This is a genomic window from Klebsiella sp. CN_Kp100, from assembly GCF_040065315.1.
In the GTDB taxonomy this organism is placed as follows: Bacteria; Pseudomonadota; Gammaproteobacteria; order Enterobacterales; family Enterobacteriaceae; genus Klebsiella; species Klebsiella oxytoca.
Map to the genome: position 1 here is coordinate 114,209 of NZ_JBEAIJ010000039.1, position 24,741 is coordinate 138,949.

Genomic DNA, 24,741 nt, shown 5'->3' on the forward strand with positions numbered 1-24,741 from the left:
GTGATGAGCGTGATGGTTCCATGCCGTTATAATCGCGGGGTTTTACGCTGAACTATCAATACACAGGGATTCTGTATGCAAATTATCATGGGACTTATCGGCATGGTGGTACTGTTAGCCATCGCAGTGCTCCTCTCCAGTAATCGAAAAGCCATCAACCTGCGCACCGTCCTCGGCGCCTGGATTATCCAGGTGGGGATCGGCGCGTTAATTCTCTACGTGCCGGCCGGGCGCACGGCGCTGCTGGCCATGTCTAACGGCGTTGCCAACGTGATTGCTTACGGCAATGAAGGGATCGGCTTTATTTTCGGCGGTCTGGTTTCCGACAAGATGTTTGAGGTCTTCGGCGGCGGCGGGTTTGTTTTTGCCCTGCGCGTCCTGCCGGTCATTGTCTTCTTCTCATCGCTGATCGCCGTGCTTTATTACCTGGGCATTATGCAGTTTGTGATCCGCATACTCGGCGGGGCGCTGCGCGCGGTACTGAAAACCTCGCGCACGGAATCGCTCTCTGCCACGGCGAATATTTTTGTTGGCCAGACCGAAGCGCCGCTGGTCGTGCGTCCTTACATCGCCACCATGACGCGCTCTGAGCTATTTGCGGTGATGTGCGGGGGCCTGGCTTCGGTCGCGGGCTCCGTTCTGGCCGGTTATGCCCAGATGGGCGTACCGTTGGAATATCTGATTGCCGCTTCATTTATGGCGGCACCGGGCGGCCTGCTGTTTGCGAAAATTATCGTGCCGGAAACCGAGCAGCCGCAAGATAGCCCGGCGCTGGAAAAAAATGACGCCGATCCGGAAGCGCCGGCAAACGTACTGGATGCTGCCGCATCCGGGGCAGCTTCGGGGATGCAGCTGGCGCTTAACGTTGGCGCGATGCTGCTGGCGTTTATCGCGCTGATTGCGCTGGTTAACGGGATCCTCTCCGGCGTGGGCGGCTGGTTTAACTACCCGGATCTGTCGCTGCAAATGATTCTCGGCTGGGTCTTCTCGCCGCTGGCGTGGGTGATTGGCGTTCCATGGAGTGAAGCCACCGTGGCCGGCTCATTTATCGGCCAGAAGCTGATCATCAATGAGTTTGTGGCCTATATGAATTTCGGCGAATATCTGAAAGCCGACGCCGAGGTGGCTGCCGCAGGTTTGCAGGTCATTTCAACCCACACTAAGGCCATTATCTCCTTTGCCCTTTGCGGTTTTGCCAACCTGTCATCCATTGCCATTCTGATTGGCGGTTTAGGCGGTATGGCGCCCAATCGCCGCCAGGAAATCGCGCAGCTGGGCATGCGGGCGGTGGCGGCGGGTACGCTCTCAAATCTGATGAGCGCCACCATCGCAGGCGTCTTCCTCGCGCTATAACGCGTGCTTCAGCGAGAAAATACCGGCGGCGGCGCTGCCGCCGGTATTTTTACCACAATTGTTAAAATTCCATCATCCTGCAACGCTCTGTTTTTCCATCGTTAGTGCTCTTTTTCGCCGTTGTTCGCACAAAATGACCCTGCTGATATCGAGTTATCGCGTTCGGATATGTTATAATAATAACATTCCATCGGGCCGGAGATTGCTGTTTATGCTTATAAAGTGCTGTACGCTCATGAAGCCCGGGCTTGGCTATTTAGTGTGATTTTAATCACGTCAAAGTAATGCAAATTGGCAATTAGTTTTCATTAACTGTGATGTATATCGAAGTGTGGCGGCGAGGCAATGTTACAATAGTAACAGACTCGCAAGGTGAACAAACTTTTAACCGGCAATACGCCGTCGGAGTATGAAATGACTGATTTAACTGCAAGCAGCCTGCGCGCGTTGAAACTGATGGACCTGACCACCCTGAATGATGACGACACTAATGAGAAAGTGATCGCGTTGTGTCATCAGGCCAAAACACCGGTAGGGAATACTGCCGCAGTGTGCATCTACCCGCGCTTTATCCCGATCGCGCGCAAAACGCTGAACGAACAGGGAACCCCGGATATCCGCATTGCGACGGTGACCAACTTCCCGCACGGTAACGATGATATCGATATTGCGCTGGCGGAAACCCGCGCGGCGATTGCCTACGGCGCGGATGAAGTCGACGTCGTGTTCCCTTATCGCGCGCTGATTGCGGGCAACGAACAGGTGGGTTTTGACCTGGTCAAAGCCTGTAAAGAAGCCTGCGCGGCAGCAAACGTGCTGCTGAAAGTCATTATCGAAACCGGCGAGCTGAAAGAAGAAGCGCTGATTCGTAAAGCATCTGAAATTTCCATCAAAGCCGGCGCTGATTTTATCAAAACGTCGACCGGTAAAGTTCCGGTGAATGCGACCCCGGAAAGCGCGCGCATTATGCTGGAAGTCATCCGCGATATGGGTGTTCAGCAGAGCGTGGGCTTCAAACCGGCAGGCGGCGTGCGCAGCGCGGAAGACGCGCAAAAGTTCCTCGCCATTGCTGATGAGCTGTTCGGGGCCGACTGGGCCGATTCTCGCCACTATCGCTTCGGCGCTTCCAGCCTGCTGGCAAGCCTGCTGAAAGCGTTGGGTCACGGCGATGGTAAGAGCGCCAGCAGCTACTAATACGTAATTTGTCTGACCTTAAGGCCGGATGTCGTCCGGCCTGAGGTTGGTCTTTGACTCTTTCCTCGGGAGGTAATCTTGTTTCTCGCACAAGAAATTATTCGTAAAAAACGTGATGGTCATGCGCTGAGCGATGAAGAAATTCGTTTTTTCATTAACGGTATCCGCGATAACACCATCTCCGAAGGGCAGATCGCCGCGCTGGCGATGACCATTTTTTTCCACGATATGTCTATGCCGGAACGCGTTTCGCTGACCATGGCGATGCGGGATTCAGGAACCGTCCTCGACTGGAAGAGCCTTAATCTTAACGGCCCGATTGTCGATAAACACTCTACCGGCGGCGTAGGCGATGTGACTTCCCTGATGCTGGGGCCGATGGTCGCTGCCTGCGGCGGCTATGTACCGATGATCTCCGGGCGCGGACTCGGTCATACCGGCGGTACGCTGGACAAGCTGGAAGCGATCCCCGGTTTCGATATCTTCCCGGACGATAGCCGCTTCCGTGAAATCATTAAAGATGTCGGCGTCGCGATTATCGGGCAGACCAGCTCTCTGGCACCGGCGGACAAACGTTTTTACGCCACGCGTGATATCACCGCGACGGTGGACTCTATCCCGCTGATCACCGCCTCGATTCTCGCCAAGAAGCTGGCGGAAGGGCTGGACGCGCTGGTGATGGATGTCAAAGTCGGCAGCGGCGCCTTTATGCCTACTTATGAGCTTTCCGCCGCGCTGGCCGAAGCGATCGTCGGCGTTGCTAACGGCGCCGGCGTGCGGACGACAGCCCTGTTGACCGATATGAACCAGGTGCTGGCTTCCAGCGCCGGTAATGCGGTGGAAGTGCGGGAAGCCGTGCAGTTCCTCACCGGCGAGTACCGCAATCCGCGGCTGCTTGAGGTGACGATGGCGCTGTGCGTTGAAATGCTGATTTCCGGCAAGCTGGCGGAGAACGATGCCGATGCGCGGGCTAAGCTTCAGGCGGTGCTGGATAACGGTAAAGCCGCAGAAGTCTTTGGCCGGATGGTGGCGGCGCAAAAAGGCCCAGGCGATTTCGTGGAAAACTACGATAAATACCTGCCGGGCGCGATGCTAAGCAAAGCGGTCTACGCCGAAGGCGAAGGATTTGTTGCCGAAATGGACACTCGCGCGCTGGGCATGGCGGTGGTCTCCATGGGAGGCGGTCGCCGTCAGGCTGCGGATCTGATTGATTACAGCGTCGGCTTCACCGACATGGTTCCCCTCGGCGCGCGCATTGATACGCAGCAGCCGCTGGCGGTTATCCATGCGAAAGATGAGAACAGCTGGCAGGAAGCGGCCAAAGCAGTGAAAGCGGCCATAAAACTTGACGATAAAGCGCCTGAAATTACGCCGACAGTCTATCGTCGTATCACCGAATAGTTATATACTGATCTGATCGCTTTTTTGCAGCGCAAAAGGTACGGAGAATAATATGAAACGTGCATTTATTATGGTGCTGGACTCATTCGGCATCGGTGCGACTGAAGACGCTGAACGCTTTGGCGACGTCGGTTCAGACACCATGGGCCATATTGCAGAAGCTTGTGCCAAAGGCGAGGCTGACAACGGCCGTAAAGGTCCGCTCAATTTGCCTAATCTGACCCGCCTGGGGCTGGTTAAGGCCCATGAAGGTTCTACCGGTAAAGTTGCAGCCGGTATGGACGGCAACGCGGAAGTTATCGGCGCTTACGCATGGGCGCATGAGCTCTCTTCCGGCAAAGACACCCCGTCAGGCCACTGGGAAATCGCCGGCGTGCCGGTTCTGTTTGACTGGGGCTACTTTCCTGAGCATGAAAACAGCTTCCCGCAGGAGCTGCTTGATAAACTGGTTAAGCGCGCAAATCTGCCGGGCTACCTCGGCAACTGCCACTCTTCCGGTACCGTTATCCTCGATCAACTGGGCGAAGAGCATATGAAAACCGGCAAGCCGATTTTCTATACCTCTGCTGACTCGGTGTTCCAGATTGCCTGCCATGAAGAGACCTTTGGTCTCGATAAGCTGTACGAACTGTGCGAAATCGCGCGTGAAGAGCTAACCGAAGGCGGCTACAACATCGGCCGCGTTATTGCGCGTCCGTTTATCGGCGACAAAGCCGGTCACTTCCAGCGCACCGGTAACCGCCACGATCTGGCCGTTGAGCCGCCGGCACCGACGGTGCTACAGAAGCTGGTTGACGAGAAAAAGGGGCAGGTGGTTTCGGTCGGTAAAATCGCCGACATCTATGCCAACTGCGGCATTACCAAAAAAGTGAAGGCGACCGGCCTGGATGCGCTGTTTGACGCCACCATTAAAGAGATGAAAGAAGCGGGGGACGAAACCATCGTCTTCACCAACTTCGTGGACTTCGACTCTTCCTGGGGCCATCGCCGCGATGTTGCTGGCTATGCTGCGGGCCTGGAGCTGTTCGATCGCCGTCTGCCGGAGCTGATGGAACTGGTAGGGGAAGATGACATTCTGATCCTGACCGCTGACCACGGCTGCGACCCGACCTGGACCGGTACTGACCATACCCGCGAACATATTCCGGTACTGATTTATGGCCCGAAAGTGAAGCCGGGTTCGCTGGGTCACCGCGAAACCTTCGCCGATATCGGCCAGACTCTGGCAACGTACTTCGGTACGTCTCCGATGGAATACGGCAAAAACATGCTGTGATTTTTTGCCCGGTGAGTCACGCTCACCGGGCCTTTTTTGTCAGCCTGATTAGGCGTAGCCGCCATCAGGTATAACATTCAGAAGGATTTAACGATGGCTACTCCACACATTAACGCAGAAATGGGCGATTTCGCTGACGTTGTGCTGATGCCTGGCGACCCGCTGCGCGCGAAGCACATTGCCGAAACTTTCCTTGAAGATATCCGTGAAGTAAACAACGTCCGCGGTATGCTGGGCTTCACCGGTACCTATAAAGGCCGCAAAATTTCCGTTATGGGTCACGGTATGGGTATCCCCTCCTGCTCCATTTATGCGAAAGAGCTGATCACCGACTTCGGCGTCAAAAAAATCATTCGCGTAGGCTCCTGCGGCGCGGTGCGTATGGACGTTAAACTGCGCGACGTGGTTATCGGCATGGGCGCCTGCACCGACTCTAAAGTTAACCGTATGCGTTTCAAAGACCACGACTTTGCGGCGATTGCCGACTTTGGCATGGTGCGTAACGCGGTTGACGCGGCAAAAGCGCTGGGCGTTGACGCTCGCGTGGGCAACATCTTCTCTGCTGATCTGTTTTATGCGCCGGACGGCGGTGAGATGTTCGACGTAATGGAAAAATACGGCATTCTGGGCGTGGAAATGGAAGCGGCCGGGATCTACGGCGTCGCGGCGGAATTCGGTGCGAAAGCGCTGACCATCTGCACCGTATCTGACCACATCCGTACCCACGAGCAGACCACGGCTGCTGAACGCCAGACGACCTTCAACGATATGATCAAAATCGCGCTGGAATCCGTTCTGCTGGGCGATAAAGAGTAATCATCTCTTCCCCCCTCTCCCTATGGGAGAGGGGCGACGTGATCTGACCGCACGTTAGCGTACCGCGCCGGCAATCCACGCTGACAGCTCACGCAGCTCTTTCTCCTGCTCCGGGAAATCAACGAATAAAGCCTCGCACTCCTGCTGCAGCATATCCGCGCGGTACAGGCAGCCCTGCAGTCGGGCGGCAAGCGCTTCCAGCGGTGCCGGGTTAAGGCTGTCGGTAAAGACCTGAGTGCGCGTGATATGGCCTTTTTCGACGTCGAAATGGAGCTCTACGCCGCCCCAGGTAAAACGTTCGTCCAGCAGATGGCTGAAAGCCGGTGCCTGGCCAAAGTTCCACTCCCAGCTGCTCTGGCGAGCAAAGGTCGCGGCAAAATTCGGCAGGTCCGGCATTTTCTCCGGAGAGATCACTTCTGCAGTGACGCGTTCACCGTAATGGGCGAAAAACGCCTCCTGGATCGCCTCGCAGACCTGCTGATGGGTAATGCCCGGCAGCAGCTCGACCAGATTGGCTACGCGCCCGCGTACGGAGGTAATGCCTTTAGCCTGCAGCTTTTTCTTATCGGGATTGAGGTAGTTGGCCAGACGGTTTAAATCGGCGTTCAGCAGCAGCGTTCCGTGGTGAAAGCCGCGATCCATCGTTTCGCGATAGGCGGAGCCGGAGACTTTTCGGTCGCCTTCAGCGGTTTTTACGACCAGATCGTTACGGCCTGAGGCTTCCGCCGTGACGCCCAGCGAATTCAGCGCCGTCAGGACGATATTCGTGGAAACGGTTTTATCGTACTCTGGCTTTCCGGCCATAAAGGTAAAGCAGGTATTGCCCAGATCGTGGAATACCGCGCCGCCGCCGCTGCTGCGACGCGCCAGGCGCACGTTGTCTTCTTCCATACGTCGGGTGTTGCACTCTTTCCACGGGTTTTGTGCGCGGCCAATGACCACCGTATCGGCGTTGCGCCACAGAAACAGCACCCGTTGAGTTGCGGGCATCTGGCGAAAAATGGACTCCTCAACCGCCAGATTGAACCAGGGGTCGTAAGAGTCAGAGAGCAGCAGGCGCAGCGTGGGCATAGCGATTTCCTTATTCTGATTCATCTTTATCTTCATCCTGCACCGGCTTATTGGCGGTAAGCAGGAAAGGCGATTGCTGCCAGCGGGTACGTTTTCCCTGCAGCAGGGTGCGCGTCAGGACGACGCCGATAGCCAGAGATAGCAGCAGCATCAGACGCAGGATATTGGTGGTATTATCGACCTGCTGCGCTTCGGTGGCTAACGTGTGGGTATCCAGCGTCAGGCGCAGGTAGCCGAGCGGCCCGTTTTTACCCTGAACAGGCTCAACGATTTGCTGGTTGAAGTAGCCGCCCGCTTTTTTCCCGTCCAGCGCCAGCCGATCGCGTACCTCGACGCTTTCGCCGGAACGCGCCACCAGGTCACCCTGTTCGTCATACACGCCGGCGTCGAGGATCCGGCTTTTATGGGTAAGCTGGTCCAGCAGCTGGCTAATTCGCTTTTCGTCGGGCGTTTCGCTGTGCATCAGCGGCGCCAGGTTCAGCGTGACCTGCTGGGCGAGCGTGCGGGCCAGTTCTTCCAGCTGCGGATTGCGCTGCTTCTGACTGTTCTGGCTAAACCACGAAGCGCCCTGCATAAGGGCGACGAGGAGTGCGAGACAGATCAGAACTATCACCGCGCGATGCAGCCGGAATTTAAGTTTTGCGCGTACCATATTCCACCTTTGAAAATTTGCAGCTTAATGTTGCCAGAAGCGCTGGTTACAAGGTAGCCTCATGCGTTATTTTCCTCGCCTGAATGAAGTTATGTGGAGCCGTGATGCCAAACAGTTTGACCTGGTGCGACCTGCCTGAAGATGTTTCCCAGTGGCCTGGATTGCCGCTTTCCCTGAGCGGTGATGAGGTTATGCCGTTGGATTATCATGCCGGACGTAGCGGCTGGCTGCTGTATGGTCGCGGTCTCAACAAGCGTCGTCTGACCGAGTGGCAGCGAGAGCTGGGGGCGGCCCTGGTGATTGTTGCCTCCTGGGCGGTTGACGACTATCAGGTGATTCGTCTGGCTGGTTCGTTAACGCTACGAGCGACCCGTCTGGCCCATGAGGCCGGGTTTGACGTCGCGCCGCTGGGGAAAATCCCGCATTTACGCACGCCGGGCCTGCTGGTTATGGATATGGACTCGACGGCGATTCAGATCGAGTGCATTGATGAAATCGCCAAACTGGCTGGTACCGGCGAGCTGGTCTCTGAAGTGACCGAGCGCGCGATGCGCGGCGAACTTGATTTCACCGCCAGCCTGCGTCAGCGGGTAGCGACGCTGAAAGATGCCGATGCCAACATTCTTCTGCAGGTGCGTGAAACGCTGCCGCTGATGCCGGGGCTGACCCAGCTGGTGCTGAAGCTGGAAACGCTCGGCTGGAAGGTGGCGATCGCCTCCGGCGGCTTCACCTTCTTTGCCGAGTATTTGCGCGACAAGCTGCATCTCGACGCGGTGTTCGCCAACGAACTGGAGATCATGGACGGTAAGCTGACCGGCAACGTCATCGGCGATATCGTCGATGCGAAATATAAAGCCAGTACGCTGCGTAAACTGGCGGAAAAGTATGAAATCCCGCCGGCGCAAACCGTCGCTATTGGCGATGGCGCAAACGATCTGCCGATGATTAAAGCGGCAGGACTCGGCATCGCCTATCATGCTAAGCCCAAAGTGAATGAACTGGCGGAAGTGACAATCCGCCACGCTGACCTGATGGGGGTATTCTGTATTCTCTCCGGCAGCATGAATCAAAAGTAAGAGGTTAACGTGGCGAAAGCTCCAAAACGCGCATTTGTCTGTAATGAATGCGGTGCGGATTATCCGCGCTGGCAGGGGCAGTGCAGCGCCTGTCATGCCTGGAATACCATAACCGAGATGCGCATTGCCGCTTCGCCGCAGGTGGCAAGAAACGAACGCCTGTCAGGTTACGCCGGTAATGCCGGCGTATCGAAGGTGCAAAAGCTCTCTGATATCAGCCTCGAAGCGCTGCCGCGCTTTTCGACCGGATTTAAAGAATTTGACCGCGTGCTCGGCGGCGGCGTGGTGCCGGGAAGCGCGATTCTGATCGGCGGTAACCCCGGCGCGGGCAAGTCGACGCTGCTGCTGCAAACCCTGTGTAAGCTCTCCGAAGGCATGAAAACGCTCTACGTCACCGGGGAAGAGTCGCTTCAGCAGGTGGCGATGCGCGCTCACCGCTTAGGTCTGCCCACCGCCAACCTGAATATGCTGTCAGAAACCAGCATTGAGCAGATTTGCCAGATTGCCGACGAAGAAAAGCCGCAGCTGATGGTTATCGACTCCATCCAGGTGATGCATATGGCCGACGTGCAGTCGTCGCCGGGCAGCGTGGCTCAGGTGCGCGAAACGGCGGCCTATTTAACGCGCTTTGCCAAGACGCGCGGCGTGGCGATCGTCATGGTCGGCCACGTGACCAAAGACGGCTCGCTGGCCGGGCCGAAAGTGCTGGAGCACTGTATTGACTGCTCCGTGCTGCTCGACGGCGACGCCGATTCTCGTTTTCGCACCTTGCGCAGCCATAAAAACCGCTTCGGCGCAGTCAACGAGCTGGGCGTATTCGCTATGACCGAGCAGGGGCTACGTGAAGTGAGCAACCCCTCGGCTATCTTCCTGAGCCGCGGTGACGAAGTGACTTCGGGCAGTTCGGTAATGGTGGTCTGGGAAGGTACCCGACCGCTGCTGGTGGAGATCCAGGCGCTGGTCGATCACTCGATGATGTCCAACCCGCGCCGCGTGGCGGTGGGGCTGGAGCAGAACCGTCTGGCGATCCTGCTGGCGGTACTGCATCGTCACGGTGGTCTGCAGATGGCTGACCAGGACGTGTTCGTCAACGTGGTTGGCGGTGTGAAGGTCACCGAAACCAGCGCCGACCTGGCGCTGCTGCTGGCGATGGTTTCCAGCCTGCGCGACCGTCCTCTGCCGCAGGACCTGGTGGTTTTCGGCGAAGTGGGTCTGGCGGGCGAAATTCGCCCGGTGCCGAGCGGCCAGGAGCGTATTTCCGAAGCGGCTAAGCATGGTTTTCGTCGGGCGATTGTTCCGGCCGCGAATGTGCCGAAAAAAGTGCCGGAAGGGATGCAAATCTTTGGCGTGAAAAAGCTTGCGGACGCGCTAAGCGTCTTTGACGACTTATAATAAGTTAAAAGGAGACTCGCCATGTCGTCATTTGACTATTTAAAAAGCGCCATAAAGCAGAAGGGCTGTACGCTACAGCAGGTGGCGGACGCCAGCGGAATGACAAAAGGCTACCTGAGCCAGCTGCTGAACGCCAAAATTAAAAGCCCCAGCGCGCAAAAGCTCGAAGCGCTGCACCGGTTTCTCGGGCTGGAGTTTCCGCGTCGGCAAAAAAGCGTTGGCGTGGTATTTGGTAAGTTTTACCCGCTGCACACCGGGCACATCTACTTGATTCAGCGCGCCTGTAGCCAGGTCGATGAGCTGCATATCATTATGGGCTACGACGATCCCCGCGATCGCGAGCTGTTTGAAAAGAGCGCGATGTCGCAGCAGCCGACCGTGCCTGACCGCCTGCGCTGGCTGCTGCAAACGTTCAAATATCAAAAAAATATCCGCATCCACGCCTTCAATGAAGAGGGAATGGAGCCTTATCCGCACGGCTGGGACGTCTGGAGCCGCGGGATCCGCGCCTTTATGAGCGAGAAGGGCATTGAGCCTAACTGGATCTACACCTCGGAAGAGGGCGACGCGCCGCAGTATCTGGATCATCTGGGGATTGAAACCGTTCTTATCGATCCTAAACGCACCTTTATGAACATCAGCGGCGGGCAGATTCGTGAGAATCCGTTCCGCTACTGGGAATATATTCCTACCGAAGTGAAGCCCTTTTTCGTACGCACGGTGGCGATCCTCGGCGGTGAGTCGAGCGGGAAGTCGACGCTGGTGAATAAGCTTTCCAATATCTTTAATACCACCAGCGCCTGGGAGTATGGCCGCGACTACGTCTTTTCGCATCTCGGCGGCGATGAGATGGCGCTGCAATATTCCGACTATGACAAAATCGCTCTCGGTCATGCGCAGTATATTGATTTTGCAGTAAAATATGCCAATAAAGTGGCATTTATCGATACTGACTTTGTCAGTACTCAGGCGTTTTGTTTGAAGTATGAAGGGCGGGAACATCCCTTTGTTCAGGCGCTGATCGATGAGTATCGCTTCGACCTGGTCATTCTGCTGGAAAACAACACGCCGTGGGTAGCCGATGGCTTGCGAAGCCTTGGCAGCTCCGTAGACCGTAAAGAGTTCCAGTCGCTGCTGGTGTCGCTGCTCAGGGAGAACGAGATAGATTTTGTGCATGTGAAGGAGGCTGATTACGACGCCCGCTTCCTGCGCTGCGTTGAGCTGGTGAAAGAGATGATGGGAGAGCAGGGATAGGCCTTCTGCGGCCTGATGCCGCATGAATCCCTGGCCCGGCTGACGCGGTATTGCGGTTGGTTTCCCGGCTGGCGGCATGAATGCCTGAGCCGGGCTACAACACTCTCCCGGCGGGAGAGTGACAAATATTAAAAAGGGCAACCTGCGTTGCCCTTATGCTCTTATTTCGCAATACGTTTGTACTTGATACGCTTCGGCTCCAGCGCATCGGCGCCGAGGGTGCGTTTCTTATACTCTTCGTATTCGGTAAAGTTACCTTCGAAGAACTCCACCTTACCTTCATCCTGGTAGTCCAGAATGTGGGTCGCGATGCGGTCGAGGAACCAGCGGTCGTGCGAGATAACCATCGCGCAGCCCGGGAACTCCAGCAGGGCGTTTTCCAGCGCACGCAGGGTTTCGATATCCAGGTCGTTGGTCGGTTCATCGAGCAGCAGGACGTTACCGCCAACCTGCAGCAGCTTCGCCAGGTGCAGACGACCGCGCTCACCGCCGGACAGTTCGCCAACGCGCTTGCCCTGGTCAACGCCTTTGAAGTTAAAGCGGCCCACGTAGGCGCGGCTCGGCATCTCGGTGTTGCCGATCTTCATGATATCCAGGCCGCCGGAAACTTCTTCCCACACGGTTTTGCTGTTGTCCATAGCGTCGCGGAACTGATCGACGGAGGCCAGCTTGACGGTTTCACCCAGGGTGATAGAACCTGCGTCAGGCTGTTCCTGACCGGACATCATGCGGAACAGGGTCGATTTACCCGCGCCGTTAGGACCGATGATGCCGACGATAGCGCCCTTCGGTACTGAGAAGCTCAGATCGTCAATCAGCACGCGGTCGCCGTAGGACTTACGCAGATTGCTGACTTCCACGACTTTATCCCCCAGACGCGGGCCTGGCGGAATAAACAGTTCGTTGGTTTCGTTACGTTTCTGATACTCGACGTTGTTAAGCTCTTCAAAGCGCGCCAGACGGGCCTTACCCTTAGACTGACGGCCCTTCGCGCCCTGACGGACCCACTCCAGCTCTTTCTCGATTGACTTACGACGCGCCGCTTCCTGAGAAGCTTCCTGCGCCAGACGCTGGTCTTTCTGCTCCAGCCAGGAGGAGTAGTTGCCTTCCCACGGAATACCTTCACCGCGGTCAAGCTCAAGGATCCAGCCGGCCACGTTGTCGAGGAAGTAACGGTCGTGGGTAATCGCCACCACGGTACCTTCGAAGTCGTGAAGGAAACGTTCCAGCCACGCTACGGATTCCGCATCCAGGTGGTTAGTGGGTTCGTCGAGCAGCAGCATGTCTGGCTTTTCGAGCAGCAGACGGCACAGCGCGACGCGGCGGCGTTCACCCCCGGAGAGATTGGCGATTTTCGCGTCCCAGTCCGGCAGACGCAGGGCATCTGCGGCGCGCTCCAGCTGCACGTTCAGGTTATGGCCATCGTGCGCCTGGATAATCTCTTCAAACTTGCCCTGCTGAGCGGCGAGCTTGTCGAAGTCGGCATCCGGCTCAGCGTACTTCGCGTACACCTCGTCCAGACCTTTCAGCGCATTGACCACTTCGGCCACCGCCTCTTCAACCGACTCACGTACGGTCTGCTCTGGATTGAGCTGCGGCTCCTGCGGCAGATAGCCGATTTTCAGGCCCGGCTGCGGACGAGCTTCGCCTTCGATATCGGTATCAATGCCGGCCATGATGCGTAGCAGGGTAGACTTACCGGCGCCGTTCAGACCGAGAACACCGATTTTTGCGCCAGGGAAGAAGCTCAGGGAGATATTTTTCAGAATATGACGTTTCGGCGGAACCACTTTGCCGACACGATGCATGGTATAAACGAATTGAGCCACGTTGGACTTCGCCTCTCATTTATAATGATAGATAGTTTTCAAAGGCGAAGTGTAGCCTTTTTCGCGCTTTAATCCCAGCGAGGCGATGGGTTTCACAAAAGAGTAAAAAAATGTCCGGGACGTGGCGCGATTCGCGTTGTCTGATTAGCATATCTACGTAATACCTGAAATTTTTGCCCGCGGCATGATGCTGCTGTGATGTACCTGAATAGAGGAAGAGCTTGTGGAAAAAGCCAAAACTGTGACGTGGCGTCTTCTGGCCGCCGGCGTAAGTCTGCTGACGTTAAGCCAACTGGCGCATGCGGATTCACTGGATGAACAGCGCAGCCGCTATGCTCAAACTAAACAGGCATGGGACAACCGACAGATGGATGTCGTCAATCAGCTGATGCCCACCCTGACGACCTATCCGCTTTATCCTTATCTCCAGTATCGTCAGATAACCGACGATCTGATGAACCAACCGGCGCTGGTGGTCACCAATTTTATCGCCGCTAACCCTACGCTGCCTCCCGCACGATCGCTGAAATCCCGCTTTGTTAACGAACTGGCGCGTCGCGACGACTGGCGAGGCCTGCTGGCGTTTAGCCCGGAGAAACCGACCGGTACCGAAGCGCAGTGTAATTACTACTATGCGAAATGGAACGTCGGCCAGACTCAGGAAGCCTGGGATGGGGCGAAAGCGCTGTGGCTGAGCGGCAAAAGCCAGCCAAACGCCTGCGATCGGCTATTTGGCGCCTGGCGGGCCTCAGGTCAGCAGGATCCGTTGGCCTATCTTGAACGGATCCGTCTGGCGATGAAGGCGGGAAATACCAGCCTGGTAAGGGTTCTGGCCCAGCAGATGCCGTCCGATTATCAAACGATTGCGACGGCGGTTATCGCGCTGGCTAACGATCCGAATAGCGTTATGACCTTTGCCCGTACAACCGGCGCGACGGATTTTACCCGCCAGATGGCGGCGGTCGCCTTTGCCAGCGTTGCGCGGCAGGACGTGGAAAATGCGCGCCTGATGATCCCTTCATTAGCGCAGGCGCAGCAGCTTAATGAAGATCAAATCCAGGAGCTGCGTGACATCGTCGCCTGGCGACTGATGGGCAGCGACGTGACCGAAGAGCAGGCCATCTGGCGCGACGACGCTATCATGCGCTCCCAATCCACTTCGTTGGTGGAGCGCCGGGTACGTATGGCGCTTGGTCTTGGCGATCGTCGTGGCCTGAATACCTGGCTGGCGCGTTTGCCGATGGAAGCGAAAGAGAAGGATGAATGGCGCTACTGGCAGGCCGATCTGCTGCTGGAGCGCGGGCGCGATGATGAAGCGAAAGATATTCTGCGCTCGCTGATGCAGCAGCGCGGTTTCTACCCGATGGTCGCAGCCCAGCGCCTGGGCGAGGAGTACACTTTCCGTATTGATAAAGCTCCCGCTAATCTCGATCCGGCGCTGACCTCCGGGCCGGAAATGGCGCGAGTCCGCGAGCTCATGTACTGGAATATGGACAATACCGCCCGCAGCGAGTGGGCCAATCTGGTCACCAGCAAGACCAAAGATCAGCAGGCACAGCTGGCGCGTTACGCGTTTAATCAGAACTGGTGGGATCTCAGCGTTCAGGCCACGATCGCCGGGAAACTGTGGGATCAACTGGAAGAGCGTTTCCCGCTGGCCTATAACGATCTTTTCAAACGCTACATCAGCGGGAAAGATATTCCGCAAAGCTACGCGATGGCCATTGCGCGTCAGGAGAGCGCCTGGAACCCGAAAGCCGGTTCACCGGTAGGTGCCCGCGGTCTGATGCAGATTATGCCGGGTACGGCGACGCATACGGTGAGCATGTTCAGTATCCCTGGCTATAGCGGTCCATCGCAGCTGCTGGATCCGGAAATGAACATCAACATTGGTACCAGCTATCTGCAGTATGTTTATCAGCAGTTTGGCAATAACCGTATCTTCGCCTCAGCGGCCTATAACGCCGGGCCAGGGCGGGTGCGCACGTGGCGGGGCAACAGCGGCGGCCGTATTGACGCGGTGGCGTTTGTCGAGAGCATTCCGTTCTCTGAAACGCGCGGCTACGTCAAAAACGTTTTGTCCTATGATGCCTACTATCGCTATTTTATGGGCCAGAAAGATGCTCTGCTGAGCGATGCGGAGTGGAAGCTGCGCTACTAGCGCTGTCGTTTTCGGGCAACATAGCAAAAGGCGATGTTGCCCGAAATCCGTAGAGTCCGGACAGAAGTATGTTATGCTTTGTACTCGTTAGTGAGTACATCCGACAGGTGGCGTAACATGACCCAACAATCCCCCTATTCAGCAGCGGTAGCCGAACAGCGTCATCAGGAGTGGCTGCGTTTTGTCGCGCTCTTACAGCAGGCGTACGCCGACGATCTTCATCTGCCGCTTTTACAGCTTATGCTGACCCCCGACGAGCGCGAGGCGCTGGGTACGCGGGTACGTATTATTGAAGAGCTGCTGCGCGGTGAGATGAGCCAGCGCGAGCTAAAAAATGAACTCGGCGCCGGCATCGCGACTATCACCCGCGGTTCGAACAGCCTCAAGTCAGCGCCGCCGGAGCTGCGTTTATGGCTGGAACAGTCGTTGTTTAACGCTGGCGATAAATAGCGTTATGAAACGGACTTAGCGCCAGCACGACGGCCTGATGATAAACGCTGCTGCGGGTCAGTTTTCCGGCCGTAAATACGCCGATTGCACCCTCTTTACGGCCAATTTCATCGATGCCGGTATGCTGAGACATCACTGGACCCAGCGCTTCCCCTGCCTGAACTTTTTCAAGAATGACCTGCGGCAGCGGTAGGGTTGCCGAGCGCGCTTCGCCGCGCAGGCTACCGTTATCGATGGTCACCCAGCTAAAAGTGCTGCCCTCGTCGATTCCGGCTTCAATGGCGACCCAGAAGTCCGCATTTGGCTGCGCAAGACGCGCGTTAGCCACGCGATTTCGTGCGCCAGCGCGCGTTTCGTCGCTACCAAAAGGCTGTTCCGGCACGCCGCTCTCGACGGAGACGGACTCAATGTGGCAGGATCCTTCGCCGAAGATCTCGTTGAAAGCCTGCAGAATTGCCTGAATTTTGGCGGGATTAGTGGTAGCTGAGACAACATGGTGCATAATCAAAATAACTCAGAATGACTTAACATCATCGCAGTATACTCCAAACCCTTCTTGTTGCAGGCGGCTATGCTTGAAGCGAGAGGGTTAAGAGCTCATAACGGATAATAAAGCATGTTACAGGTATACCTTGTTCGCCACGGTGAAACGCAGTGGAACGCCGAGCGACGTATTCAGGGCCAGTCCGACAGTCCGCTTACCGCCCACGGTGAGCGTCAGGCCTGGCAGGTAGGCGAGCGCGCCAGAACGCTGGGGATTACGCATATAATTGCCAGCGACTTAGGTCGGACGCGGCGTACCGCAGAAATCATCGCTGAAGCCTGCGGATGCAGCGTCATAACCGATTCACGCTTGCGTGAGCTGGATATGGGCGTGCTGGAAAAGCGCCATATTGACTCGCTAAGCGAAGAAGAAGAGGGCTGGCGTCGCCAGCTGGTCAACGGCACGCCCGATGGGCGTATCCCGCAGGGGGAATCGATGCAGGAGCTGAGCGAGCGTATGCATGCGGCGCTGGCATCTTGCCTGGAACTGCCCGCAGGCAGCCGGCCGCTGTTGGTGAGCCACGGCATGGCGCTGGGATGTCTGGTGAGTACGATTCTTGGTTTGCCGGCATACGCGGAGCGACGTCTGCGTCTGCGCAACTGCTCCATTTCCCGCGTTGACTATCAGCAGAGCCCCTGGCTGGCGTCAGGATGGGTAGTGGAAACCGCGGGGGATGTTTCGCATCTTGATGCCCCCGCGATGGATGAACTACAGCGTTAACGACGAATCGGGATCAGGTATTCGCAGCGTAGCTGAATGGGCGGTTCCTGATTCCGGCTTTCATCTTCCGGAAAGAAACGTTCGATATCCAGACCTTTACGGCGGGTGAGGTTGAGCATCGGCATGCAGGTGCCGTAAACCGTCAGAATAAATTCCTGTAACCCGGTACCCAATCCTTCGTAGGTAAACATCACGTACTCGCCGCCTTCCAGCGTCACCGGATGGGCGTTGTGCAGGTGACCGTTAGCCAGCTCCGGCGTCAGCGCGGTGGTGTAGAACACCTCCTGCTCATCGTCTTTATCCATGCTGGGGCGCGGTTCGTGCAGGCCGTACAGCGTCGGGGGAATTGACGGCGTATTGGCGAGGAATTCACGCCAGAACTGAACGCGCATCTGATTACGGAAATCGGAGATCTCTTCCAGCTTACAGGTATAGCTCTGAGTGACGCCAACCAGCTGAGTGGTGTTCAGCGTGACGAATTCATACTGCGGCATGGTGAACTCGCCCAGACGCAGCGGAGGGCGCATACCGTAAGAACTCCAGTCTGGAGAGCGTCGATAGAGGGCTGGCGTCAGCGAAAACTGCTTTTTGAAAGCACGCGTAAACGTCTGCTGCGAATCAAAACGATACTGCAGCGCGATATCGAGAATCGGACGTGCGGTCAGGCGCAGGGCAACCGCTGACTTAGATAAGCGACGGGCGCGAATATAGGCACCGATGGCGTGGCCGGTGACGTCCTTGAACATTCTTTGCAGATGCCACTTGGAATAACCTGCCTTCGCTGCCACATTGTCCAGTGAGAGTGGCTGATCCAGGTGACCTTCCAGCCAGCTAAGGAGATCGCGAATAATCCCTGCTTGATCCATAAAATATCCCCATCCTTAAACTCAGGTGCCTGATACTAAAGGTAGCGGATAATAGCATTTTTTAATGTTTTAGCATTCAGTGTTTTTTTTGCTTTTAAATGCGATTATTCCACAAGTATCGGTGGTAATTTTGTAAAGCTGTGATCTATAAAACTTTTCTTCATAATGAGTGATTATCACTCAGCTAAATTTTTAAGAATGGTAACAATATGAAATACAAGAAGTTAGTTGCAGGAATGTTTTTACTGGCCGGCTGTCAGGTGGCCCAGGCGGAGCAAATCGGCTCCGTGGATACGGTATTTAAGTTTCTTGGTCCGGATCATAAAATCGTCGTGGAGGCCTTTGACGATCCGGATGTCCAGAACGTGACGTGCTACATCAGTCGCGCAAAAACCGGCGGAATTAAAGGCGGGTTAGGCCTGGCGGAAGATACCTCTGATGCCGCAATTTCCTGTCAGCAGGTGGGGCCCATTGAGCTGACGGATAAAATTAAAAACGGGAAAAAGCAGGGCGATGTGGTATTCCAGAAACGCACCTCGCTGGTTTTTAAAAAGCTGCAGGTCGTGCGTTTTTATGATGCGAAACGCAATGCGCTGGTCTATCTGACCTATTCAGATAAAATCGTTGATGGCTCGCCGAAGAATGCGCTTAGCGCCGTGCCGATTATGCCATGGAATAAATAACAGGGAACGCCGATGCAACAACCGCGGATCTGGTTGGTGGAAGATGAGCTCAGCATTGCCGATACGCTTGTCTACATGCTGCAACAGGAAGGATTTATCGTTACGGCGTTTGAGCGCGGGCTACCCGCACTGGATGCCGCCCATCATCAAATACCCGACCTGGCGATCCTCGACGTCGGGCTGCCGGATATCAGCGGTTTTGAGCTATGCCGTCGTCTGCTGGCCCGCTATCCGGCGTTGCCGGTGTTGTTTCTGACGGCCCGCAGCGAAGAGGTGGATAAGCTGCTTGGCCTGGAAATCGGCGCCGATGATTATATCGCCAAGCCCTTTTCCCCTCGTGAAGTGTGCGCCAGGGTGCGCACCGTCCTGCGGCGGCTGCAAAAATTTGCCGCGCCTTCGCCGCTGCTACGGGTAGGGGAATTTACTCTGCATGACGCTGCGGCTCAGGTTACGTGGTGCGGACAGCCCCTGAATCTGACCCGCTATGAGTTTTTATTATTAAAAACGCTGCTTCACTCTCCCGGCCGCATTTTTTCTCGCCAGCTGCTGATGGAGCAAGTTTGGGGCGACGCGAACGAGAGCTTCGATCGCACCGTGGATACCCATATCAAAACGCTGCGCGCGAAGCTGCGAGAAGTTAACCCCAATATCTCCCCTATTAGTACGCATCGCGGCATGGGATACAGCCTTGGAGGTTAGTGATGCGCATCGGAATGCGGCTGCTGCTGGGCTATTTTTTGATTGTCGCTATCGCGGCCTGGTTTGTGCTTTCCATCTTTGTCCAGGAGATTAAGCCCGGGGTGCGGCGGGCAACGGAAGGTACGCTGATTGATACGGCCACCTTGCTTGCCGAGTTGGCCCGCGAGGATTTACTCTCCGCCGATCCCCAGCATGGGCGGCTGGCCCAGGCTTTCCAGTCGCTTCATCGACAACCGATTAACGCCAATATCGCCGGCATTAATAAAGTGCGTAACGAATATCATATCTATCTGACTGACGCGCAGGGCAAAGTGGTATTTGATTCTGCGGGCAAAGCGGTGGGACAGGACTATTCGCGCTGGAACGATGTCTGGCTCACTTTACGCGGCCAATACGGGGCGCGCAGTACCCGCAGCGACCCGAACGACGACGACAGCTCGGTGATGTATATTGCCGCGCCGGTGAGCGACAATGGCCGGATCATTGGCGTGCTGAGCGTTGGAAAACCCAATCTGGCCATGGCGCCGGTAATCAAACGCAGCGAGCGCCGTATTCTGTGGGCCGGAGGCGCGCTGCTGGGTATCGCGCTACTGATCGGCGCCGGGATGGTGTGGTGGATTAATTTCTCCATCGGCAAGCTGGTTCGTTACGCGGACTCCGTGACCGCCGACCGCCCGGTTCCGTTGCCGGATGTCGGCGGCAGCGAACTGCGTAGGCTGGCGCAGGCGCTGGAGAGTATGCGCCTTAAGCTGGAAGGAAAAAACGCCATTGAAAACTACGTGTATGCCTTGACCCATGAGCTGAAGAGCCCGCTGGCGGCGATTCGCGGCGCGGCAGAAATTCTCCAGGAAGCGCCTCCGCCTGAGATCGCCGCGCGTTTTACCCGTAATATCCTGGCGCAGAATGCGCGTATGCAGTCGCTAGTAGAAAATTTACTCCAGCAGGCCCGGCTGGAGAATCGGCTGGAGATCGCCAGGCGTCCCGTCTCTGTAGCAGCGCTTTTTCGCCGCCTTGCCGAGGAGCGAGAGATCGCGCTGGCGGCGAAAAACCTCAAGCTACGCTGGCAGGAGACAACCCTGACGGTTGAGGGCGATCGCGAACTTTTGGCGCAGGCGTTGGGCAATCTCCTTGATAACGCTATCGATTTCACTCCTGTGGAAGGAGAGATCCTGCTTGGCGCGGAAGAAAACGATGGCGGCGTACTCTTGACCGTAAGCGATACGGGAAGCGGTATTCCAGACTATGCGCTGGGGCGTATTTTTGAGCGTTTCTACTCACTGCCGCGCGACGATGGACATAAAAGCAGCGGCCTGGGGCTGGCATTTGTGCGTGAGGTTGCGCGCCTGCATCAGGGGGATATTCAGCTGATTAATCGCCCTGAAGGCGGGGCGTGCGCTTTGCTGAGACTTCACGCTCACTTCACATAGCTTCAAACTCTCCCCACATAGCCTCTTTAAGGTGAGCGCATCACTAAGGAGAGGGCTATGTTGAAATCACCACTATTCTGGAAAATGAGCACCCTGCTGGGATGTATTTTACTGTTGTCGATCCCGCTGATGATTGTCAGACAGCTGATCGACGAACGCGCGGATTATCGTAGCGACGTCATTGAGGCTCTGGAGAGCAGCACCAGCGGGGCGCAGAAGCTGGCCGGGCCGCTCATCGCCATTCCCGTAACCGAGACGTTGACTCGGGTTGAGGGCAAAAAAACGGTCGAATATCAGAATCAATGGGTGCATTACTGGCTGCCGGAGACGCTGGCGGTTAACGGTAATCAGGACGTTGAATCCCGGCGGGTCGGTATCTATGAAGGGCAAATCTGGCACAATAATCTCAGCATCAAGGCGCATTTTGACCCGGCACGAATCACGGCGCTCAGGAAAAGTACGATTACGCTGGGGAGGCCATTTCTGGTCGTTAGCGTTAGCGATGCGCGCGGGATTGGCGAGATTAAGGCTCCTGAGGTCAACGGCGAGACGCTGTCCGTTGAGCCAGGGCCCGGCACTGGCGAGAGCGGAGAGGGCATTCATATGCCAATGCCGCTGTTGTTACCTGAACAAAAAGCGCTGGATATTGAATTCACACTTAATCTGAATGGTAGCGGCAGCTTCTCGGTGGTACCGCTTGGGCGCAACAGCACGCTACAGCTAACCAGCAACTGGCCGCATCCGGGATTCCTTGGCGATTTTTTACCCGGCAAGCGTGAGGTTAGCCCAACAGGCTATAGCGCACAGTGGCAAAGCACCTGGTTTGCCAACAATATGGCCAGGTTTTTTGTCGATGACCGGGAAATTGAGTGGCGTCAGCTACCTGCATTCAACGTGAATGTCACCACGCCTGCCGATCAATATCAGCTGACCGACAGGGCGACAAAATATGCCATTCTATTGATAGCACTGACATTTATGGCGTTCTTTGTGTTTGAAAGTTTAACCCTTTATCGTATGCACCCCATGCAGTATATGCTGGTGGGGCTGTCGCTGGTTATGTTCTATCTGGTGCTGCTGGCGCTGTCCGAACATATCGGCTTTACGTCATCATGGATTGCCGCCAGTTTGATCGGCGCGCTCATCAATGGCGTGTATCTTCAGGCGGTGCTGAAAGGGTGGCGGAATAGCTTCCTGTTCGTCTGTGCGCTACTGCTGCTGGATGGCATTATGTGGCTGCTGCTGCGTTCGGAAGATAGCGCATTATTGCTGGGTACCGGTGTGCTGCTGCTGGCGTTAAGTGCGCTTATGTTCCTGACTCGCCATGTTGACTGGTACGCGTTATCTCTACCGAAAGCCAAAGATAATCAGCCATGCGTTGGCGATGATGTTGGCGATGATGACGATAAGCTCAGGATCTGGAAATAAAAAAACGGCGCGAATAGCGCCGTTTTTACGTTATGACAGCAAGAAAAACGGAGTTATTCCTGCAGGTCGCCACAGAAGCGGTACCCCTCGCCATGAATGGTGGCGATAATTTCCGGGGTGTCCGGAGTGGACTCAAAATGCTTACGAATGCGACGGATGGTCACGTCCACGGTACGGTCGTGCGGCTTCAGCTCACGGCCGGTCATTTTCTTCAGCAGTTCTGCACGCGACTGGATTTTGCCCGGATTTTCGCAGAAGTGCAGCATGGCGCGGAATTCACTGCGCGGCAGCTTATACTGCTCACCATTTGGGCTTACCAGCGAACGGCTATTGATATCCAGCTCCCAGCCGTTGAACTTATAGCTTTCTACGCTGCGGCGTTCTTCGCTCACGGTACCCAGGTTCATGGTACGGGAGAGGAGGTTGCGAGCGCGGATCGTCAGTTCACGCGGGTTGAACGGTTTAGTGATATAGTCATCGGCGCCGATTTCGAGGCCAAGGATTTTATCCACTTCGTTATCGCGACCGGTGAGGAACATCAGCGCGACGTCCGCCTGCTCACGCAGCTCGCGTGCTAACAGGAGACCATTTTTGCCTGGCAGGTTGATATCCATGATCACCAGGTTGATATCATTTTCAGACAGGATCTGATGCATTTCCGCGCCATCGGTCGCTTCGAATACATCGTAACCTTCTGCTTCGAAAATACTTTTTAACGTGTTGCGTGTTACCAACTCGTCTTCAACGATAAGAATGTGCGGGGTCTGCATGTTTGCTACCTAAATTGCCAACTAAATCGAAACAGGAAGTACCAAAGTCCCTGACCTGCCTGGTGCATGTCGCAAATTAACATGCCCGGCGTAACATGACTAAAGTACGTAATTGCGTTCTTGATGCACTTTCCATCAACGTCAACAACATCATTAGCTTGGTCGTGGGTACTTTCCCTCTGGACCCGACGGTGTCAAAAACGGCTGTCATCCTAACCATTTTAACAGCAACATAACAGGCTAAGTGAGGCATGACACCCAATAAAACTACGCTTCGTTGACATATATCAAGTTCAATTGTAGCACGTTAACAGTCATGTGAAATCATTGCATCTAAACCGGATTCATACTCACAATTCATACCCTGCTCAACTAGTTGCAATGAGAAAATAATAAACGTGGTGAATCCAAAGCTTCAAAACGTATTCGGGCATAAATCTCATTGCCAAACATACGGATAAAGCTGTTCTGTTAACATACTCTGTGTCATGGTGCCTTGGGAATAGTTTAGTTTTTTTTATGGGTGATAAAGCTCAAATTTAGTGATTTTTGTTGCAAATTTGTAAATTTACGGCGCGTAAAATGAAGGGATGAATTGTCATTTCCACGCCTGGAAAAGCAAAAGAGAGAACGAATGCGTTTATCAATAGTATTAGTGTCCCCGGCGCGGGCAGAAAACGTGGGTGCGGCAGCCAGGGCAATGAAAACTATGGGGTTTAGCGATATGAGGATCGTCGATAGCGAGGCTCATTTGCAGCCTGCCGCGCGCTGGGTCGCGCACGGCTCCGGCGATATTCTCGATAATATTCAGACTTATGCCACTCTGGAGCAGGCGCTACACGATGTCGATTTTACCGTCGCCACGACGGCCCGCAGTCGGGCTCGTTTTCACTACTACGCGACGCCGCAGCAGCTTTTACCGCTACTGGAAGAGAAAGCGCAGTGGATGCATCATGCCGCGCTGGTATTTGGCCGTGAAGATTCCGGTCTGACCAATGAAGAGCTGGCGCTTGCCGATGTGCTGACCGGCGTGCCGATGGCGGCAGACTATCCTTCGCTGAATCTGGGGCAGTCGGTGATGGTATATTGCTATCAGCTGACCTCTTTGCTGCAAAAAACCACGACCGTAGCCCCAGGCGTCGATGACAATCAGCTGCAGGCGTTACGTCTGCGCACGCTCGATCTGCTCAATCGCCTCGGCGTCGGCGACGATATAAAATTGACCGACTGGCTTCAGCAGCGAATAGGTCTTCTGCAGCAGCGAGACACCGCCATGCTGCATCGTTTACTGCATGATATTGAAAAAAACCTGCCAGAGTAAAATTCTGCCATGTTTTTTTCACATGGTTTTATATGCTAAGAAACAACGCAGAAATGCGTAAATACGGATGAAGTATCAGGTCGTTGTGGCGTATTGGCCAGGTGCATAAAAACCGGCTAAAAGTAGAAATTCATTGACTTAAGTCGGCAGATACTTTAACCAATATAGGCACAGGACACAGACAGATAAAAATTACAGAGTACACAACATCCATGAATCGCATCGGCATGATCACCACGATTATCACCACCACTATTACCACAGGTAACGGTGCGGGCTGACGCGTACAGGAAACACAGAAAAAAGCCCGCACCTGAACAGTGCGGGCTTTTTTTTCGATAAAAAATCAAGGGGTCAT

General features: G+C 55.4%; 24 protein-coding genes and 1 other annotated feature. Of the genes, 18 read left to right on the forward strand and 6 right to left on the reverse strand.

Going from position 1 to position 24,741, the window contains the following annotated elements; all coding sequences use genetic code 11:
* Window positions 1-75: 75 nt before the first annotated feature.
* From ABLV12_RS15910 to deoD, 5 genes are all read left to right on the forward strand, one after another.
* Entirely contained in the window at window positions 76-1,353 is a 1,278-nt protein-coding gene (locus tag ABLV12_RS15910) for a NupC/NupG family nucleoside CNT transporter (protein WP_004108467.1), read from the forward strand.
* Window positions 1,354-1,767: 414 nt separating this feature from the next.
* Window positions 1,768-2,547: a deoxyribose-phosphate aldolase gene (gene deoC / locus ABLV12_RS15915; RefSeq protein WP_004098396.1), complete on the forward strand. Its 780-nt coding sequence runs from the start codon at window positions 1,768-1,770 to the stop codon at window positions 2,545-2,547.
* A 78-nt stretch (window positions 2,548-2,625) separates the two neighbouring features.
* Window positions 2,626-3,948, forward strand: coding sequence for a thymidine phosphorylase (gene deoA, locus ABLV12_RS15920; RefSeq protein WP_004108464.1), 1,323 nt, complete (start codon window positions 2,626-2,628; stop codon window positions 3,946-3,948).
* A 52-nt stretch (window positions 3,949-4,000) separates the two neighbouring features.
* The gene (gene deoB / locus ABLV12_RS15925) at window positions 4,001-5,224 is read left to right on the forward strand and encodes a phosphopentomutase (protein WP_004108462.1); all 1,224 of its coding nucleotides are present in this window, start codon (window positions 4,001-4,003) and stop codon (window positions 5,222-5,224) included.
* A 93-nt stretch (window positions 5,225-5,317) separates the two neighbouring features.
* Window positions 5,318-6,040 (forward strand): purine-nucleoside phosphorylase, encoded by a 723-nt coding sequence (gene deoD, locus ABLV12_RS15930; protein ID WP_004108460.1) that lies wholly within the window; start codon window positions 5,318-5,320, stop codon window positions 6,038-6,040.
* A 54-nt stretch (window positions 6,041-6,094) separates the two neighbouring features.
* Here the strand turns inward: deoD and lplA are convergent, their stop codons facing one another.
* Both lplA and ABLV12_RS15940 read right to left on the reverse strand, forming a co-directional pair.
* Entirely contained in the window at window positions 6,095-7,111 is a 1,017-nt protein-coding gene (gene lplA, locus ABLV12_RS15935; RefSeq protein ID WP_064370961.1) for a lipoate--protein ligase LplA, read from the reverse strand.
* A gap of 10 nt (window positions 7,112-7,121) precedes the next feature.
* Window positions 7,122-7,763: a YtjB family periplasmic protein gene (locus ABLV12_RS15940; protein WP_004108456.1), complete on the reverse strand. Its 642-nt coding sequence runs from the start codon at window positions 7,761-7,763 to the stop codon at window positions 7,122-7,124.
* 104 nt (window positions 7,764-7,867) lie between these two features.
* Between ABLV12_RS15940 and serB the strand changes: the two genes are divergently transcribed.
* The 3 genes from serB to nadR are packed head-to-tail and all read left to right on the forward strand — an operon-like array spanning window position 7,868 to window position 11,485.
* Entirely contained in the window at window positions 7,868-8,839 is a 972-nt protein-coding gene (gene serB, locus ABLV12_RS15945; RefSeq protein WP_004108454.1) for a phosphoserine phosphatase, read from the forward strand.
* Between the two features lie 9 nt (window positions 8,840-8,848).
* A complete protein-coding gene (gene radA / locus ABLV12_RS15950) occupies window positions 8,849-10,231 on the forward strand; it encodes a DNA repair protein RadA (protein ID WP_004110386.1) in 1,383 nt (460 codons plus the stop codon).
* A gap of 21 nt (window positions 10,232-10,252) precedes the next feature.
* Window positions 10,253-11,485, forward strand: coding sequence for a multifunctional transcriptional regulator/nicotinamide-nucleotide adenylyltransferase/ribosylnicotinamide kinase NadR (nadR, locus tag ABLV12_RS15955; protein WP_004108450.1), 1,233 nt, complete (start codon window positions 10,253-10,255; stop codon window positions 11,483-11,485).
* Window positions 11,486-11,646: 161 nt separating this feature from the next.
* On the opposite strand, the gene ettA is transcribed toward nadR, so the two are convergent.
* On the reverse strand, window positions 11,647-13,314 hold the full coding sequence (gene ettA / locus ABLV12_RS15960; protein WP_004108448.1) for an energy-dependent translational throttle protein EttA: 1,668 nt from the start codon (window positions 13,312-13,314) through the stop codon (window positions 11,647-11,649).
* Between the two features lie 223 nt (window positions 13,315-13,537).
* Between ettA and sltY the strand changes: the two genes are divergently transcribed.
* Together sltY and trpR are read left to right on the forward strand one after the other, a co-directional pair.
* Window positions 13,538-15,475: a murein transglycosylase gene (sltY, locus tag ABLV12_RS15965; protein WP_004108446.1), complete on the forward strand. Its 1,938-nt coding sequence runs from the start codon at window positions 13,538-13,540 to the stop codon at window positions 15,473-15,475.
* 117 nt (window positions 15,476-15,592) lie between these two features.
* A complete protein-coding gene (trpR, locus tag ABLV12_RS15970; protein WP_004108439.1) occupies window positions 15,593-15,925 on the forward strand; it encodes a trp operon repressor in 333 nt (110 codons plus the stop codon).
* Here the strand turns inward: trpR and yjjX are convergent.
* The gene (yjjX, locus tag ABLV12_RS15975) at window positions 15,906-16,427 is read right to left on the reverse strand and encodes an inosine/xanthosine triphosphatase (RefSeq protein WP_004110389.1); all 522 of its coding nucleotides are present in this window, start codon (window positions 16,425-16,427) and stop codon (window positions 15,906-15,908) included. The two genes, trpR and yjjX, sit on opposite strands and share 20 nt — an antisense overlap.
* Before the next feature lie 114 nt (window positions 16,428-16,541).
* Here yjjX and gpmB point away from each other — a divergent pair, with 114 nt between their 5' ends.
* Window positions 16,542-17,189 carry a 2,3-diphosphoglycerate-dependent phosphoglycerate mutase GpmB gene (gpmB, locus tag ABLV12_RS15980; RefSeq protein WP_004108435.1) on the forward strand — a complete coding sequence of 216 codons (648 nt, stop codon included), beginning with the start codon at window positions 16,542-16,544 and terminating at the stop codon, window positions 17,187-17,189.
* Here the strand turns inward: gpmB and robA are convergent.
* Window positions 17,186-18,055 carry an MDR efflux pump AcrAB transcriptional activator RobA gene (gene robA, locus ABLV12_RS15985; protein ID WP_004108433.1) on the reverse strand — a complete coding sequence of 290 codons (870 nt, stop codon included), beginning with the start codon at window positions 18,053-18,055 and terminating at the stop codon, window positions 17,186-17,188. The two genes, gpmB and robA, sit on opposite strands and share 4 nt — an antisense overlap.
* A 209-nt stretch (window positions 18,056-18,264) precedes the next feature.
* Between robA and creA the strand changes: the two genes are divergently transcribed.
* Genes creA through creD form a run of 4 tightly spaced genes read left to right on the forward strand, consistent with a single transcriptional unit; the run spans window position 18,265 to window position 22,292 of the window.
* Window positions 18,265-18,738 (forward strand): protein CreA, encoded by a 474-nt coding sequence (creA, locus tag ABLV12_RS15990; protein WP_004110391.1) that lies wholly within the window; start codon window positions 18,265-18,267, stop codon window positions 18,736-18,738.
* Window positions 18,739-18,750: 12 nt separating this feature from the next.
* Complete coding sequence (gene creB, locus ABLV12_RS15995; protein WP_004108429.1) at window positions 18,751-19,437, forward strand: two-component system response regulator CreB; 687 nt, start codon at window positions 18,751-18,753, stop codon at window positions 19,435-19,437.
* A gap of 2 nt (window positions 19,438-19,439) precedes the next feature.
* On the forward strand, window positions 19,440-20,864 hold the full coding sequence (creC, locus tag ABLV12_RS16000) for a two-component system sensor histidine kinase CreC (protein ID WP_064398502.1): 1,425 nt from the start codon (window positions 19,440-19,442) through the stop codon (window positions 20,862-20,864).
* Between the two features lie 57 nt (window positions 20,865-20,921).
* Complete coding sequence (gene creD / locus ABLV12_RS16005) at window positions 20,922-22,292, forward strand: cell envelope integrity protein CreD (RefSeq protein WP_348867151.1); 1,371 nt, start codon at window positions 20,922-20,924, stop codon at window positions 22,290-22,292.
* 53 nt (window positions 22,293-22,345) lie between these two features.
* Here creD and arcA read toward each other — a convergent pair whose 3' ends face one another.
* Window positions 22,346-23,062 (reverse strand): two-component system response regulator ArcA, encoded by a 717-nt coding sequence (gene arcA, locus ABLV12_RS16010; protein ID WP_002887843.1) that lies wholly within the window; start codon window positions 23,060-23,062, stop codon window positions 22,346-22,348.
* Between the two features lie 95 nt (window positions 23,063-23,157).
* Here arcA and yjjY point away from each other — a divergent pair, with 95 nt between their 5' ends.
* From yjjY to thrL, 3 genes are all read left to right on the forward strand, one after another.
* Window positions 23,158-23,298, forward strand: a complete 141-nt coding sequence (yjjY, locus tag ABLV12_RS16015) for a protein YjjY (RefSeq protein WP_001541509.1) — start codon at window positions 23,158-23,160, stop codon at window positions 23,296-23,298.
* 398 nt (window positions 23,299-23,696) lie between these two features.
* Entirely contained in the window at window positions 23,697-24,383 is a 687-nt protein-coding gene (locus ABLV12_RS16020; RefSeq protein WP_017145035.1) for a tRNA/rRNA methyltransferase, read from the forward strand.
* A gap of 212 nt (window positions 24,384-24,595) precedes the next feature.
* A complete protein-coding gene (gene thrL / locus ABLV12_RS16025) occupies window positions 24,596-24,664 on the forward strand; it encodes a thr operon leader peptide (protein ID WP_004222578.1) in 69 nt (22 codons plus the stop codon).
* Window positions 24,603-24,720: a sequence feature (Thr leader region), on the forward strand. Its footprint overlaps the gene before it by 62 nt.
* Window positions 24,721-24,741: the final 21 nt, after the last annotated feature.